We start from the raw sequence: 13,772 nt of genomic DNA, 5'->3' as shown, positions 1-13,772 counted from the left end.
CCTGACTCTGCTCACAGGTTGACGCTGCGCGCCGGTGTAATGGCGCCGTAGTCATTCACGCTCTGCCAGGAGAGCGTACCGCCGGCCCCGGCGGGCAGCACCTGCTGAGCCGAGTTTTTCGGCGCGACCATCAGGTTTTCCAGCGTCTGACCGCCCAGCTTCAGGTTGACCAGAGTGATGTAATACGGCGAGGCGTTGCTGACTTTGAGATGGTTCCCCACGCGCTCAAAGCGCAGCTGGGAAAGCGCCTCATCCGGCTGCATCGCCAGGTTATTCGGGCGCACAAACAGCTTGATGCGCGAAAGGATCGCCAGCTGCAGCACGTTATTGTTTTCTGTTTTCGCTTTGTTCACTGACGGGATCGCCTTCACGTTCATGTAAAAGAGCGATTCGCGATCGGCGGGCAGCGCGGGCCCGGCGTAAATAATACGCAGCGTGTTTTCGCTGTCCGGCTCGCTAACGAACAGCGGCGGCGTGACGGCAAAGGTTTTTTCCTTTTGCCCGCTGGCATTTTCGATCCACGCGTTAATTAAGTAGCGTTCTTGTTTATTGCTGTTGGTGATCGCCAGCGACGTTTGCTTCGCATCCGCCGGATAAATAACGCGCGTGGCCCCCAGCGCAATACCGCCGGAAGCATTCGCGCAAGCAGAAACCATCATTAAAATAAACGATAAAAGCAGTCCTGGTTTAATTAGCATATTCATCAAAACCGTACCTTTAATAATGTGTTCGCAGGTGTTATGGATAAATCAACGTAAACCAGACATCCGACTGAATATTGCCTGGCACGAGGTGTTCGGAAATAGCGCGATAGCGGGCGCTAAAATGAAATGCGAGCTCGCTGGTATTCACGGGCAACCAGCTGACGGCCGTCGCATTCGGGATAATCTGACGCTGCTGCTCATCAAAAAGCGCCAGCCCCACGCCGCTGCTGACAGGCGTTTCACCTGGCCGCGATGTCGCCAGAAAAACCTGCGGATCTTCCGCGGGCGTCACGCCCTGAAACTGGATCCCCACGATGCGGGAGACATCCACGCTGCAGTCCAGCAGCCGCACGGTGAACGGCACATTAACCGTTGAAAAGCTGCCCACACCGGAAAATGAATTGGTTCGGTACTGCCCCATGTCGATGCGCATATTCTGGCTGTCGGGCGCCACGGCACAGCCGCCGTTTACCAGCTCCCCACGAAGATGCACCTTGCCGCCTTCGATCACCACGGTATGCGCCGATGCCGGGCAGGCCATCGCAAGGGTTAACAGCAGTAGTGTTCCAGTCCTTGTCATCCTTCGTTCCTGGCAGTAGCGTATGACGGGCCTCGTCCCTGAGGCCTGAACATCCCTGTGCGAGGGTATTATTCGTATTTCATTACGAAGGTGGCGTCAGCGTTCGCCTGGCCTGGCTCGGTGGTTGCAGCCGTTGATTTGTAGCGCGCGGTGAATTGCAGGGTGTTAGTCCCTTTAATCAGGTCTTTCGCGGCAGAGAAGGTGGCACCGTCCGGGGTCAGCACGCTGGATTTGCTGTCGAGGATCTCGATACCCACGCCTTTCGCGGTGTTGTCGTTGTTACCGGACGTCACGGCCAGCAGGGTTTTGTCGGTCGCGTCGATCTGGCCGGTGAAAGCAACGGCAGCGGTTTTCGCAACCAGCGGATCGCAGTCATTCAGTTCAATGTTGAACGGAATATTAGAGGTGGTGTCGCCCACTTTGGTGAATTTCGCGGTACGATACTGACCGAGATTAACCGTCTGCTCGGAAGAATCGGTATTTACTGAACAAGCAGCATTAACCAGTTCACCTTTAAAATGCACGGTACCGCCATTTACGGTAACCGGCGTAACGGGATCGGCTGCATTAGCGGCACCCGCGACCAGGGCCAGTGTTGCAATAACAGAAGAAGCAATGTTGCTGAGTTTCATGTCTATTCCTTTAAAATGTAAATAACCCTTCCCGCGAAAAATCGGGAATAAGAAATACGTTCAATTGCATAATTGAAAACTTATTTCGGAGGAGACAAAGTAGCTCAGGATGTAATTTTTAAATATGTCAAAACACTGCCATTTCGCCAGGTCACATCCTAATCCCGTCTAAGAAATTGACCATCACTTAAGAAGGGTTTTTGCGCCTCACGGATGAAAACTCGTAAAGGGTGACTGACAGCGGCGCTCGCTTCTGACAAAATACAGGCAATCCCCCCTTTCAAACGTTACAGACGGAATCTTCTCTCTGATGGCAGCAAAGATTATTGACGGTAAAACGATTGCGCAGCAGGTGCGCTCTGAGGTCGCGGAAAAAGTGAAGGCGCGTAAAGCCGCCGGAAAACGCGCTCCCGGGCTGGCCGTTGTGCTGGTTGGCAGCAACCCGGCATCACAGATTTATGTCGGCAGCAAACGCAAAGCGTGTGAAGAGGTGGGGTTCGTCTCCCGCTCTTACGATTTGCCGGAAACCACCAGCGAAGCGGAACTGCTGGAACTTATTGACACCCTGAATGCCGATAAAGAGATCGACGGCATTCTGGTTCAGCTGCCGCTGCCTGCGGGCATCGACAACGTGAAGGTGCTGGAGCGTATCGCGCCGGATAAAGACGTCGACGGTTTCCATCCGTACAACGTGGGCCGCCTGTGCCAGCGCGCGCCGCGTCTGCGCCCGTGCACCCCGCGCGGCATCGTGACGCTGCTGGAGCGTTATAACATCGACACCTACGGTCTGAACGCCGTGGTCATCGGCGCGTCCAATATCGTGGGCCGTCCGATGAGCATGGAGCTGCTGCTGGCCGGCTGCACCACCACCGTGACCCACCGCTTTACCAAAAACTTGCGTCACCACGTTGAAAACGCCGATCTGCTGATCGTCGCGGTCGGCAAGCCGGGCTTTATTCCGGGCGAGTGGATCAAAGAGGGCGCGATTGTCGTGGACGTCGGGATTAACCGTCTGGAAAACGGCAAAGTAGTCGGCGACGTGGTGTACGAAGATGCAGCGGCTCGCGCCTCTTACATTACACCAGTACCGGGCGGCGTTGGCCCGATGACTGTAGCAACGCTGATTCAGAATACTTTGCAGGCATGCGAAGAGTACCACGATGTAGAGGAAGCATAAGATGGCCACATTTTCATTAGGCAAACACCCGCACGTTGAGCTGTGCGATCTGCTCAAGCTGGAAGGCTGGAGCGAAAGCGGCGCGCAGGCGAAAATCGTTATCGCCGACGGGCAGGTGAAAGTAGACGGCGTGGTGGAAACCCGCAAGCGCTGCAAGATTGTCGCCGGCCAGACCGTGAGCTTTGAAGGGCAGAGCGTGACCGTGACGGCCTGAGCCCTCCTCACCCTCTCCCCAAAGGGGAGAGGGGATCAAAAATCCCCCCATACCCATCGCGGTTAATTATCGATCAACTTCAAATAATCACGATTCCCTCTGGGTGAAACGTGAAAATTATGTTGCACGTTTTTCAGACTTTCCCCACGATAAGTAGAACGTTCTACTAAAACGTTCTACTTACAATAACAGCGCTTAAAAAGCGCTACTCGGGGGAAATCAGCATGAGTCTGATATCAGGGTTTGTTAAATCGCTGTCTAAGTTATCGATGATTGGTCGCGCCTTAATGCTGCCAATTTCACTGCTTCCCGCTGCGGGCCTGCTGCTGGCCTTCGGCGATAAGTTCCACCTGCCGCTGATGATGAACGCCGGCGGGGTTATCTTTGATAACCTGCCGATGCTGTTTGCCATCGGCTCTGCTGTCGGTCTGGCCTCGGAATCCGGTATCGCGGCGCTGTCCGCGGCGGTGTCGGTGTTTGTCACTAACATCACCATCAGTACCGTATTAAGCATTACGCCGGAAATGGCCTCACAGGGCGGAAAATATGCCATGGTGGTCGGCATCCCGACGCTGCAGATGGGTGTCTTCGGCGGGCTTATCTGCGGCATTCTCGCAGCCTGGTGCTACAACCGCTTCCACACCATGCAGCTGCCGGAGTTCCTCGGCTTCTTCTCCGGGAAGCGCTTTGTGGCGATCGCCACGGCGTTCCTCTCTTTCCTGATGGGGCTGCTGCTACCGTACGTCTGGCAGCATATTCAGGCCGGTATCGACGCGCTCTCCGTGATCGTAAACGGTGATAACCAGGCGGCATCAACCTTTATCTTCGGGCTGGTGGAGCGCGCGCTGATCCCGCTCGGCCTGCACCACATCTGGTATCCGTCCTTCTGGTATTCGTTCGGGGATTACACCACCCAGGCGGGCCAGGTGATCCACGGTGACCAGACCATCTGGTTCAAGATGCTCGAAGAGGGGGTGAAATCCTTCAGCAGCGACACCTACCAGAACGCCGGTAAGTTCATGCAGGGCGAGTTCCCGCTGATGCTGTTCGCGCTGCCTGCTGCATGCCTGGCGATGTACCACGAAGCGCATACGAAGAATAAGAAAATCGCGGCCGGTATTCTCTTCTCCGCTGCCCTCACCTGCTTCCTGACGGGGATCACCGAGCCGGTAGAGTTCACCTTTATCTTCGTGGCGCCGATTCTGTACGTCTTCAACGCCATCATGGCGGGCCTGGCGTACATGACCATGTACCTGCTGCACGCGCATATCGCCAAATCGTTCTCGGCGGGCTTTATCGACTACCTGTCGTTCGGGATCCTGCCGTCGTTTAACGGCTATCAGACCAACTTCCTGAGTGCCATTATCATCGGCATTCCGATGGCGCTGATTTACTACTTCACGTTCCGCTTCGTGATCCGTCGTTTCGACGTGAAAACGCCGGGCCGTACGGAGGTGACCGCCAGCGCGAATGACAAGTCCGATTCCGAACTTGCCACCGAAATCATCGGCCTGCTGGGCGGCGCTCAGAACATTGACTCCGTCGGCTCCTGCATCACCCGCCTGCGTCTGGAAGTGGCGAAGAGCGATGCGGTAGACAGGGACGGACTGAACGGGCTCGGCGCGCGCGGCGTGGTCTTCGTCGGCGACAACGGGATCCAGGTGATTTTCGGTGCCAGAGCACAGTTTATCGCCCAGACCATGTCCACCATGATCGGCAAATAATAAGATGCCTGAACGACACGTCTCCTGTACGCTGGGAGACGTGTCTTATCCGGCTGATAATCGGTAAATTTCAGGGAGCGGTTTTGAAGAAAGTCAGCATCATTGATGTCGCAAAGCACGCGGGCGTCTCGGTCTCTACCGTGTCGCTGGTGCTACGTCAGAAAGGGAAAATCTCAGAGGCGACGATCGAGAAGGTCAATGCCGCCATCACGACGCTGGGCTATGTTCATAACGTTGCCGCTGCCAACCTCCGCGCCAACACCTCCAATCTTATCGGCCTGATCCTGCGCGACTTCAGCGACAGCTTTTCCATCAAGGTGATGGCGAGCATCGTTCAGGAGCTGGAGAAACAGGGTTATATGGTGTTTCTCGGCCAGCCGCTGAACGACCAGGAACATCTGGAACGGACCCTGCTGTCGTTTAAGCAGCAGGGCGTCGCGGGCGTTATTTATCTGGCGTCTGACACCCGTAACGCCGCTTTACCGGAGCAGATCCGCCAGTGCCCGCTGCCGCTGGTGGCGGTCTCGCAGTCTCTGCTGGACGAAAAATGCAATCTGGTCATGCGCGATAATCGCCAGGCGGCGAACCTGGCCGCACGCTATCTTATCGAACGCGGACACCGCACGATCGCCTACATTGGCGGGCGCGAGGGCTGTCTTATCCGCGAGCAGCGCCTGCTCGGCTTTCGCAGCGCGATGACGCAAAACGGGCTGGTCTGGCGCGATGATTATTCACCGGCCTGCAGCGACGACACCCAGGCCGCCGCGATGGCAACGCGCCAGCTGCTGGAGAAAAACAGCTCCATCACCGCCCTGCTTTGCCACTCCCCGGATGCGATGATCGGCTCCATTTCCGGCATTCATCAGGTGGGCCGCACCGTGGGGAAAGACGTGTTCCTGACCCAGCAGGTGGCGCTGATCGGTTTTGAAGATATGCTCCACGTCAACCTCACCTCCCCTTCCTTCACCTACGTCTCTTCGGCCAGCGATGAAACCGGACGACAGGCGGCGGGGCTGATTATCCGCAAGCTGAAGGAGCCGGATCTGCAAACCCAGCGCATTACGCTGTCCGGGCAGCTTATCGCCCGCGAGTCGGCGTAAAATCAGAATTTGACACAGGTTTGCTGCAGCGGATTCGCTGCTATATTGCTGTGATTTGCCATGGATAATTGCAATGCCTACCGTTATCACTCACGCTGCTGTTCCCCTTTGCCTGGGCTTAGGTCTGGGAACGAAAGTCATCCCTCCCCGCCTGCTGTTTGCCGGGATCGTGCTCGCCATGCTGCCGGACGCCGACGTGCTGGCGTTCAAATTCGGCGTCGCCTACGGGAATATTTTCGGCCACCGCGGCTTTACCCATTCGCTGCTGTTTGCCTTTGCGGTACCGATACTCTGCGTGCTGATTGGCCGACGATGGTTCCGGGCCAGCCTGACGCGCTGCTGGCTGTTCTTAACCGTTTCACTGCTGTCGCACAGCCTGCTGGATTCCGTTACCACCGGCGGAAAAGGCGTCGGCTGGCTGTGGCCGTGGTCAGACGAGCGCTTCTTTGCGCCGTGGCAGGTGATTAAGGTCGCGCCGTTTGCGCTGTCGCGCTACGCCACGCCGTACGGGCATGAGGTCATTATCTCGGAACTGCTGTGGGTGTGGCTGCCGGGGGTGGTGCTGATGGGGATGTTGTGGTGGAAAAGAAGGTAAAAGTAGGCCCGGTAAGCGTTAGCGCCACCGGGCGTTACAGACTTACTTACGACGCCAGGTCGTCCCCTGCGGGCCGTCTTCCAGAATAATGCCCATCTCGGTCAGACGGTTACGCGCCGCATCCGCCGCCGCCCAGTCTTTGGCCTGACGCGCTTCCAGACGCGCCTTGATCAACGCTTCAATCTCCGCCACTTCACCGTCATCCGCCTGCGCGCCGCTCTGCAGGAACGCGTCCGGCTCCTGCTCCAGCAGGCCAAGCACGGAAGAGAGCTTACGCAGATGAGATGCCAGCGCATTCGCCGCTGCCATGTCCTCTGACTTCAGGCGGTTCACTTCGCGCGCCATGTCGAACAGTACGGAGTAGGCTTCCGGGGTGTTGAAGTCATCGTTCATCACCTCAACAAAGCGCGCTTCGAACGCTTCGCCCCCCGCCGCAGGCACAGATTTGTCGGTGCCGCGCAGCGCGGTGTACAGACGCTCCAGCGCCGAGCGCGCCTGCTTCAGGTTCTCTTCGCTGTAGTTCAACTGGCTACGATAGTGGCCAGACATCAGGAAGTAGCGCACGGTTTCCGCGTCGTAATACTTCAGTACGTCGCGCACGGTGAAGAAGTTGCCCAGCGATTTCGACATCTTCTCGCGGTCAACCATCACCATCCCGGAGTGCATCCAGTAGTTAACGTACTCGCCGCCGTGGGCGCAGGTAGACTGTGCGATTTCGTTTTCGTGGTGCGGGAACATCAGATCCGAACCGCCGCCGTGAATGTCGAAGTGGTTGCCCAGCTGCTTGCAGTTCATCGCGGAACATTCAATGTGCCAGCCCGGACGGCCTTCGCCCCACGGGGATGGCCAGCTTGGTTCACCCTCTTTGGACATCTTCCACAGCACGAAGTCCATCGGGTTACGCTTCACGTCAACCACGTCCACGCGCGCGCCGGCCTGCAGCTGGTCCAGGTCCTGACGGGAAAGCGCGCCGTAGGTTGGGTCCGTCGGGACGGAGAACATCACGTCGCCGTTGTCTGCCACATAGGCGTGACCGCGTTCGATCAGCTTTTCGGTGATCTCGATAATTTCGTGGATATGGTGGGTCGCACGCGGCTCGCTGTCCGGACGCAGAATATTGAGGGCATCAAAATCTTTGTGCATCTCAACAATCATGCGATCCACCAGCGCAACAAAGCTTTCGCCGTTTTCATTAGCGCGCTTGATGATTTTGTCGTCGATGTCGGTGATGTTACGCACGTACTTCAGGTTATAGCCCAGGAAGCGCAGGTAGCGAGAGACCACGTCGAACGCGACAAAGGTACGGCCATGGCCGATATGACAGAGATCGTAAACCGTAATACCACACACGTACATGCCGACTTCCCCGGCATGGATAGGTTTAAATTCCTCTTTCTGGCGCGTCATTGTATTAAAGATTTTTAACATCGAAGATTCCATGTAAACACGTGTGTGAGTTGTTTGTTCCATATAATACCCATAATTCGGAATAGGATCAGCACACAATGCAAGGTGATCGCGTCCTGTGGTTATGCTATAACAAGCCCCTATATATGACCCGAAGGCGGGTCGACGTACCACAATAACGGAACAGGATGCAAAAATGGTTACTTTCCACACTAATCATGGCGATATCGTAATCAAGACCTTTGATGACAAAGCGCCTGAAACAGTTAAAAACTTCCTGGACTACTGCCGCGAAGGTTTCTACAACAACACTATTTTCCACCGCGTGATCAACGGCTTTATGATCCAGGGCGGCGGTTTCGAGCCTGGCATGCGCCAGAAAGAGACCAAAGAGGCGATCAAAAACGAAGCGAACAACGGCCTGAAAAACACCCGCGGTACGCTGGCAATGGCCCGTACTCAGGCACCACACTCTGCCACCGCGCAGTTCTTCATCAACGTAGCGGACAACGACTTCCTGAACTTCTCCGGCGAAAGCCTGCAGGGTTGGGGCTACTGCGTGTTCGCAGAAGTGGTTGAAGGTATGGACGTGGTTGACAAGATCAAAGCCGTCTCTACCGGCCGCAGCGGCATGCACCAGGACGTTCCTAAAGAAGACGTTGTGATTACAAGCGTGACCGTCAGCGAGTAATTCGTGGCGACACTCTTTATTGCGGATCTGCATCTGCAAACAGAAGAACCGGCGATAACCGCCGGTTTTCTGCGTTTTTTACGCGGTGAAGCGAAAAGCGCCGATGCGCTGTACATCCTGGGCGATCTGTTTGAAGCCTGGATTGGCGACGACGATCCTAACCCGCTGCATCGTGAAATGGCTGCCGCCATTAAAACGCTGGTAGATTCCGGCGTCCCCTGCTACTTCATTCACGGCAACCGTGATTTCCTGCTCGGCAAGCGCTATGCCCGCGAAAGCGGTATGACGCTGCTGCCGGAAGAGCAGGTGCTCGATCTCTATGGCCGCAAGGTACTGATCATGCACGGCGACACGCTCTGCACTGACGATACCGGCTACCTGGCGTTTCGCGCTAAGGTCCACACCCCGTGGATCCAGAAGGTGTTCCTTGCCCTGCCGCTGTTTATCCGCAACCGCATCGCCGCCAGAATGCGTGCGGGCAGCAAAGCCGCCAATAGCAGCAAATCCCTGACCATCATGGACGTCAACCCGCAAGCTGTGGTGAGCGTGATGGAAAAGCATGGCGTTCAGTGGCTGATCCACGGTCATACTCATCGCCCTGACGTGCATTCTCTGAGCGCCAACGGTGAACCGGCCCATCGCGTGGTATTGGGCGCATGGCACACTGAGGGTTCGATGGTCAAAGTCACCCCGGAAGGTGTCGAACTGATCGCTTTTCCGTTTTAACGTTTTCTCGTCGTTTCGCTTGTTTCTCAGCCACGCAACCGTTTTCCTTGCCCGTATAACATGCTATTCTCTGTGCCCTCGAAAGCAGTGTGTTTCGCACCACAGGAGTTTTAAGACGCATGTCTTCCCGCAATAATCCGGCGCGTGTCGCCATCGTGATGGGGTCCAAAAGCGACTGGGCTACCATGCAGTTCGCCGCCGAAATCTTTGAAATCCTGAATGTTCCGCACCACGTTGAAGTGGTTTCCGCACACCGTACGCCGGACAAACTGTTCAGCTTCGCCGAAAGCGCCGAAGAGAACGGGTATGAGGTGATTATTGCCGGTGCGGGCGGCGCAGCACATCTGCCGGGCATGATTGCCGCCAAAACGCTGGTGCCGGTTCTGGGCGTCCCGGTACAAAGCGCCGCGTTAAGCGGTGTCGATAGCCTCTACTCCATCGTCCAGATGCCGCGCGGTATTCCTGTCGGCACGCTGGCAATTGGCAAAGCGGGCGCGGCGAACGCCGCCCTGCTGGCCGCGCAAATTCTTGCAACGCACGACAAAGATTTACACCAGCGCCTGGCGGAGTGGCGTAAAGCCCAGACCGACGAGGTGCTGGATAACCCGGACCCGCGGGGTGCGGCATGAAGCAGGTTTGCGTCCTCGGCAACGGCCAGCTGGGCCGCATGCTGCGTCAGGCTGGCGAACCGTTGGGGATTGCCGTCTGGCCCGTCGGGCTGGACGCCGAGCCGGAAGCGGTGCCGTTCCATCAGAGCGTAATCACCGCCGAAATTGAACGCTGGCCGGAAACCGCCCTGACCCGCGAGCTGGCGCGCCATAACGCCTTTGTGAACCGCGACGTGTTCCCGATCATTGCCGACCGTCTGACGCAGAAGCAGCTGTTCGACAAGCTGGGCCTCGCAACCGCCCCGTGGCAGCTGTTGTCTGATAAAAGCGAGTGGAATGACGTCTTCGCCATGCTGGGCGAACTGGCGATCGTGAAGCGCCGCGTGGGTGGCTACGACGGCCGCGGCCAGTGGCGCCTGCGCGCAGGCGACACCGCCGAGCTGCCGGACGACTGCTACGGCGAGTGCATCGTTGAGCAGGGCATCAACTTTAGCGGCGAAGTGTCGCTGGTAGGCGCCCGCGGGCACGATGGCCGCACGGTGTTTTACCCGCTGACGCATAACCTGCATCAGGACGGCATTCTGCGCACCAGCGTCGCCTTCCCGCACGCCAATGCCGACCAGCAGGCGCAGGCGGAAGAGATGCTTTCTGCCATCATGCACGAGCTGGACTACGTGGGCGTGATGGCGATGGAGTGCTTCGTCACACCGTCTGGCCTGCTGATCAACGAGCTGGCGCCGCGCGTGCACAACAGCGGCCACTGGACGCAAAACGGCGCCTCTATCAGCCAGTTCGAACTGCACCTGCGCGCCATCACCGACCTGCCGCTGCCACAGCCCGTCGTTAACAGCCCGTCGGTGATGATCAACCTGATCGGGACCGATCTGAACTACGACTGGCTGAAGCTGCCGCTGGTGCATCTGCACTGGTATGACAAAGAGGTTCGCGCGGGTCGTAAAGTGGGTCATCTCAACCTGAACGACAGCGATACCGACCGCCTGAGTGCCACCCTGGAGGCGATCGTTCCTCTCCTGCCGCCAGAATACGCGAGCGGAATTGTCTGGGCACAGTCAAAGCTCAAGTAAGACATCTGCGCCGGGGAGTTGACCTTCCCCTTCCCCGGCGTACAATCCCCGCCCATTGCTGCTGAGTTTTCTTCTGGAATCACCATGAACGATGGAACGGACTATCGCGCGATCCTCGCGTCTGATACCCCTTTAATCGACGTTCGCGCGCCGATCGAATTTGCCCAGGGTGCGATGCCCGCCGCACTCAACCTGCCCTTAATGAACGACGACGAGCGTGCCGCCGTCGGTACCTGCTATAAGCGCCAGGGACCCGACGCCGCGCTGGCGCTCGGCCATAGTCTGGTGAGCGGCGAGACGCGGGAAGCGCGCATTAACGCCTGGCGCGAAGCCAGCCTTGCGCACCCCGAGGGCTATCTCTGCTGCGCCCGCGGCGGGCAGCGCTCGCATATCTCCCAGGCCTGGCTGAAAGAGGCTGGCATCGACTACCCGCTGATCCGCGGCGGCTATAAGGCCCTGCGCCAGACGGCGATTCAGGTCACCATTGAGCAGTCGCAAAAGCCGATGGTGCTTATTGGCGGCTGTACCGGCAACGGTAAAACGCTGCTGGTGAAGCAGCACGCGCAGGGCATCGATCTGGAAGGGCTGGCGCACCATCGCGGCTCGTCGTTTGGCCGCACGCTTACGCCGCAGCTTTCCCAGGCGAGCTTCGAGAATCACCTTGCGGTTGAGCTATTGAAAAAAGACGCCGCGCGCTGGGTGCTGGAGGACGAGGGCCGGATGATTGGCTCCAACCACCTGCCGGAGTGCCTGCGCGACCGCATGGTTGACGCCCCTATCGTTGTCGTCGAAGACCCGTTTGAAACCCGACTTGAGCGCCTGCGCGAAGAGTATTTTGACCACATGTGGGCGGATTTTTCTGCCGCGTACGGTGAGGAGGCGGGCTGGAAGGAGTACAGCGAGTACCTGCACCACGGCCTGTTTGCCATTCGCCGTCGGCTTGGGCTACAGCGTTTTGCGGAATTTACGGCGCTGCTGGACGCGGCCCTTGCCGAACAACAGCGAACGGGCAGCACCGACGCGCACTTCAGCTGGCTTGTACCGCTGCTGAAGGACTATTACGACCCGATGTACGGCTATCAGCTGGAGAAGAAAGCGGAGAAGATTGTCTATCGCGGGACGTTCGCAGAAATTGCCGAGTGGCTTAATCGCTAAAAAAAGCCGGGTGGCGAGGTAAAAGCAAAACGGCAACCTGGGTTGCCGTTTTTAATGTTTTTTCCCTCTCCCCGTGGGAGAGGGTCAGGGTGAGGGCATCAGGCCGCACCCTACATGACATCTTAGAAGTCGTAACGCAGACGCACCAGGTTCATGTCGCCCAGGTTGTCGGTGCTGGAGGTGAACACGTGTTCGTAATCCACGCGGAAACCGTAATCCAGCTGGAAGCTGATACCCACGCCGTTGTCGATGCGCTGGTAGTTACGGCCGTTCACGTACTCGATGCGGTCACCCATGAAGTAAGGCTGGATGGATTTCACCGCGTACTGACCGATTGGGAATTTGTACCCTGCGAAGTATTCAATACCCCACGCGTCGCCCGCAAAGTAGTCGTTAACAGACACTTTTTTGGTGGTCAGGAAGTTCTGGTACCAGCCGCCGCCAGCGGAGAAGGTCCAGTTGTCCGGCGTCCAGCTCAGCGCGGTACCGACAATATTCTGGTCGTAGGATTTGCTGTCGCCGTTGTCCGGGTTACGCATGTCCGCGCGGGTGTAGTTCCACGCAGCGCCCCAGGTCAGATCGGTGGTCAGGTGGTAATCGATACCCAGTGAGCCGCCGCCTTTACGCTTGTAGCGCAGGCCGTTGCCCGGCAGGTATTCGCTGTCTTCAAACAGGTAGGATGCATAGATGTCCGCATCGCCCACGGTTTTCTTATATTTCAGCATCTGGCGTGAACGGTAAGAGCCGTCGTAGTCGCCATTGATCCCGTTACCCGGCGCCTGGCCGATCATGTCGTAGTCCCAGATATCGGTTTTCGCGCCCACCACATCGTAGTACACGCTGTTCTGCTGGCCGAAGGTCAGCGTACCCCAGGTATCGCTCTTCAGGCCGGTGTAGAGCATACGGCGTGAGGTGTCGTGCGCGCCGTCGGCGTAGTGGTTATCCCAGTTAAACTGCGCCGGAATGTTCACCCCAAGCTCGTAGTAGCTGATCCAGCTGATGTCATCGAACAGGTAGTAGTCTGCCGCGAAACGGAAGCGGGTACCGCCGTCAAAGCCGTTACGCTTGTAGCCGTTTTTGCCGTCATCGCCGGTCATGTTCTGGAACTGAGGACGAATGCTGCCGCCAACGGTGAAGTTCAGGCGGCTCAGCGGGTTACCCGCCTGAGGATCCTGCTTAAGTACGGTGATTTCTGCCTGAGATGCAAAAGTAGTCAATGCCACTGCCGCGCCGATCGTTGCCGCCAGCGCTGATTTTTTTATAGTCATTATTTTTCCTTAATAGACACGCTGCTAAATATTTAGCTGGTGAATATTAACCGGAAATTTTCGGGCTGTGTGGGCGGGTTTTTAATGTTTTGTGCTACTAAATGCG

General features: G+C 57.3%; 15 protein-coding genes. 10 read left to right on the top strand and 5 right to left on the bottom strand.

What is annotated here, in order from left to right; genetic code table 11:
- Positions 1–11 precede the first annotated feature (11 nt).
- The 3 genes from fimC to fimA all read right to left on the bottom strand — a co-directional run bounded on the left by fimC (position 12) and on the right by fimA (position 1,916).
- Entirely contained in the window at positions 12–704 is a 693-nt protein-coding gene (fimC, locus tag OKF39_RS06490) for a type 1 fimbria chaperone FimC (RefSeq protein WP_028012228.1), read from the bottom strand.
- Positions 705–738: 34 nt separating this feature from the next.
- Positions 739–1,284: a type 1 fimbrial protein subunit FimI gene (gene fimI / locus OKF39_RS06485; RefSeq protein WP_028012227.1), complete on the bottom strand. Its 546-nt coding sequence runs from the start codon at positions 1,282–1,284 to the stop codon at positions 739–741.
- 68 nt (positions 1,285–1,352) lie between these two features.
- Positions 1,353–1,916, bottom strand: a complete 564-nt coding sequence (gene fimA / locus OKF39_RS06480; protein WP_028012226.1) for a type 1 fimbrial major subunit FimA — start codon at positions 1,914–1,916, stop codon at positions 1,353–1,355.
- Positions 1,917–2,226: 310 nt separating this feature from the next.
- On the opposite strand from fimA, the gene folD reads away from it, so the two are divergent.
- From folD to OKF39_RS06455, 5 genes are all read left to right on the top strand, one after another.
- The gene (gene folD, locus OKF39_RS06475; RefSeq protein WP_028012225.1) at positions 2,227–3,093 is read left to right on the top strand and encodes a bifunctional methylenetetrahydrofolate dehydrogenase/methenyltetrahydrofolate cyclohydrolase FolD; all 867 of its coding nucleotides are present in this window, start codon (positions 2,227–2,229) and stop codon (positions 3,091–3,093) included.
- Between the two features lies 1 nt (position 3,094).
- Positions 3,095–3,307 (top strand): ribosome-associated protein YbcJ, encoded by a 213-nt coding sequence (gene ybcJ, locus OKF39_RS06470; protein ID WP_028012224.1) that lies wholly within the window; start codon positions 3,095–3,097, stop codon positions 3,305–3,307.
- A gap of 224 nt (positions 3,308–3,531) precedes the next feature.
- The gene (locus OKF39_RS06465) at positions 3,532–5,031 is read left to right on the top strand and encodes a PTS transporter subunit EIIC (protein WP_028012223.1); all 1,500 of its coding nucleotides are present in this window, start codon (positions 3,532–3,534) and stop codon (positions 5,029–5,031) included.
- A gap of 83 nt (positions 5,032–5,114) precedes the next feature.
- On the top strand, positions 5,115–6,131 hold the full coding sequence (gene malI, locus OKF39_RS06460; RefSeq protein WP_028012222.1) for a Mal regulon transcriptional regulator MalI: 1,017 nt from the start codon (positions 5,115–5,117) through the stop codon (positions 6,129–6,131).
- A gap of 73 nt (positions 6,132–6,204) precedes the next feature.
- Positions 6,205–6,726 (top strand): metal-dependent hydrolase, encoded by a 522-nt coding sequence (locus OKF39_RS06455; protein ID WP_028012221.1) that lies wholly within the window; start codon positions 6,205–6,207, stop codon positions 6,724–6,726.
- Positions 6,727–6,768: 42 nt separating this feature from the next.
- Here OKF39_RS06455 and cysS read toward each other — a convergent pair whose 3' ends face one another.
- Positions 6,769–8,154 carry a cysteine--tRNA ligase gene (gene cysS / locus OKF39_RS06450; protein ID WP_045260709.1) on the bottom strand — a complete coding sequence of 462 codons (1,386 nt, stop codon included), beginning with the start codon at positions 8,152–8,154 and terminating at the stop codon, positions 6,769–6,771.
- 175 nt (positions 8,155–8,329) lie between these two features.
- Here cysS and ppiB point away from each other — a divergent pair, with 175 nt between their 5' ends.
- From ppiB to mnmH, 5 genes are all read left to right on the top strand, one after another.
- Positions 8,330–8,824, top strand: coding sequence for a peptidylprolyl isomerase B (gene ppiB, locus OKF39_RS06445; protein WP_000256009.1), 495 nt, complete (start codon positions 8,330–8,332; stop codon positions 8,822–8,824).
- Positions 8,825–8,827: 3 nt separating this feature from the next.
- Positions 8,828–9,550, top strand: a complete 723-nt coding sequence (lpxH, locus tag OKF39_RS06440) for a UDP-2,3-diacylglucosamine diphosphatase (protein ID WP_045260708.1) — start codon at positions 8,828–8,830, stop codon at positions 9,548–9,550.
- Between the two features lie 119 nt (positions 9,551–9,669).
- A complete protein-coding gene (gene purE, locus OKF39_RS06435) occupies positions 9,670–10,179 on the top strand; it encodes a 5-(carboxyamino)imidazole ribonucleotide mutase (RefSeq protein WP_006809824.1) in 510 nt (169 codons plus the stop codon).
- A complete protein-coding gene (gene purK, locus OKF39_RS06430) occupies positions 10,176–11,243 on the top strand; it encodes a 5-(carboxyamino)imidazole ribonucleotide synthase (protein ID WP_041911039.1) in 1,068 nt (355 codons plus the stop codon). Before purE ends, purK begins: the two co-directional genes overlap by 4 nt.
- 84 nt (positions 11,244–11,327) lie before the next feature.
- Positions 11,328–12,398 (top strand): tRNA 2-selenouridine(34) synthase MnmH, encoded by a 1,071-nt coding sequence (mnmH, locus tag OKF39_RS06425; RefSeq protein ID WP_045260707.1) that lies wholly within the window; start codon positions 11,328–11,330, stop codon positions 12,396–12,398.
- A 122-nt stretch (positions 12,399–12,520) separates the two neighbouring features.
- On the opposite strand, the gene OKF39_RS06420 is transcribed toward mnmH, so the two are convergent.
- The gene (locus OKF39_RS06420) at positions 12,521–13,666 is read right to left on the bottom strand and encodes a porin (RefSeq protein ID WP_047367634.1); all 1,146 of its coding nucleotides are present in this window, start codon (positions 13,664–13,666) and stop codon (positions 12,521–12,523) included.
- Between the last annotated feature and the right edge of the window lie 106 nt (positions 13,667–13,772).

This window comes from Enterobacter cloacae complex sp. HYC042_NIDB (genome assembly GCF_056673315.1).
The sequence above is the reverse complement of the archived record's forward strand: the minus strand, read 5'-3'. Positions and strand labels throughout refer to the sequence as shown.

What these genes read in the sequence shown, in the direction of transcription:
- fimC (WP_028012228.1), bottom strand. Translation starts at nt 704, where the DNA reads ATGAATATGCTAATTAAACCAGGACTGCTTTTATCGTTTATTTTAATG.
- fimI (WP_028012227.1), bottom strand. Translation starts at nt 1,284, where the DNA reads ATGACAAGGACTGGAACACTACTGCTGTTAACCCTTGCGATGGCCTGC.
- fimA (WP_028012226.1), bottom strand. Translation starts at nt 1,916, where the DNA reads ATGAAACTCAGCAACATTGCTTCTTCTGTTATTGCAACACTGGCCCTG.
- folD (WP_028012225.1), top strand. Translation starts at nt 2,227, where the DNA reads ATGGCAGCAAAGATTATTGACGGTAAAACGATTGCGCAGCAGGTGCGC.
- ybcJ (WP_028012224.1), top strand. Translation starts at nt 3,095, where the DNA reads ATGGCCACATTTTCATTAGGCAAACACCCGCACGTTGAGCTGTGCGAT.
- OKF39_RS06465 (WP_028012223.1), top strand. Translation starts at nt 3,532, where the DNA reads ATGAGTCTGATATCAGGGTTTGTTAAATCGCTGTCTAAGTTATCGATG.
- OKF39_RS06455 (WP_028012221.1), top strand. Translation starts at nt 6,205, where the DNA reads ATGCCTACCGTTATCACTCACGCTGCTGTTCCCCTTTGCCTGGGCTTA.
- cysS (WP_045260709.1), bottom strand. Translation starts at nt 8,154, where the DNA reads ATGTTAAAAATCTTTAATACAATGACGCGCCAGAAAGAGGAATTTAAA.
- ppiB (WP_000256009.1), top strand. Translation starts at nt 8,330, where the DNA reads ATGGTTACTTTCCACACTAATCATGGCGATATCGTAATCAAGACCTTT.
- purE (WP_006809824.1), top strand. Translation starts at nt 9,670, where the DNA reads ATGTCTTCCCGCAATAATCCGGCGCGTGTCGCCATCGTGATGGGGTCC.
- purK (WP_041911039.1), top strand. Translation starts at nt 10,176, where the DNA reads ATGAAGCAGGTTTGCGTCCTCGGCAACGGCCAGCTGGGCCGCATGCTG.
- mnmH (WP_045260707.1), top strand. Translation starts at nt 11,328, where the DNA reads ATGAACGATGGAACGGACTATCGCGCGATCCTCGCGTCTGATACCCCT.
- OKF39_RS06420 (WP_047367634.1), bottom strand. Translation starts at nt 13,666, where the DNA reads ATGACTATAAAAAAATCAGCGCTGGCGGCAACGATCGGCGCGGCAGTG.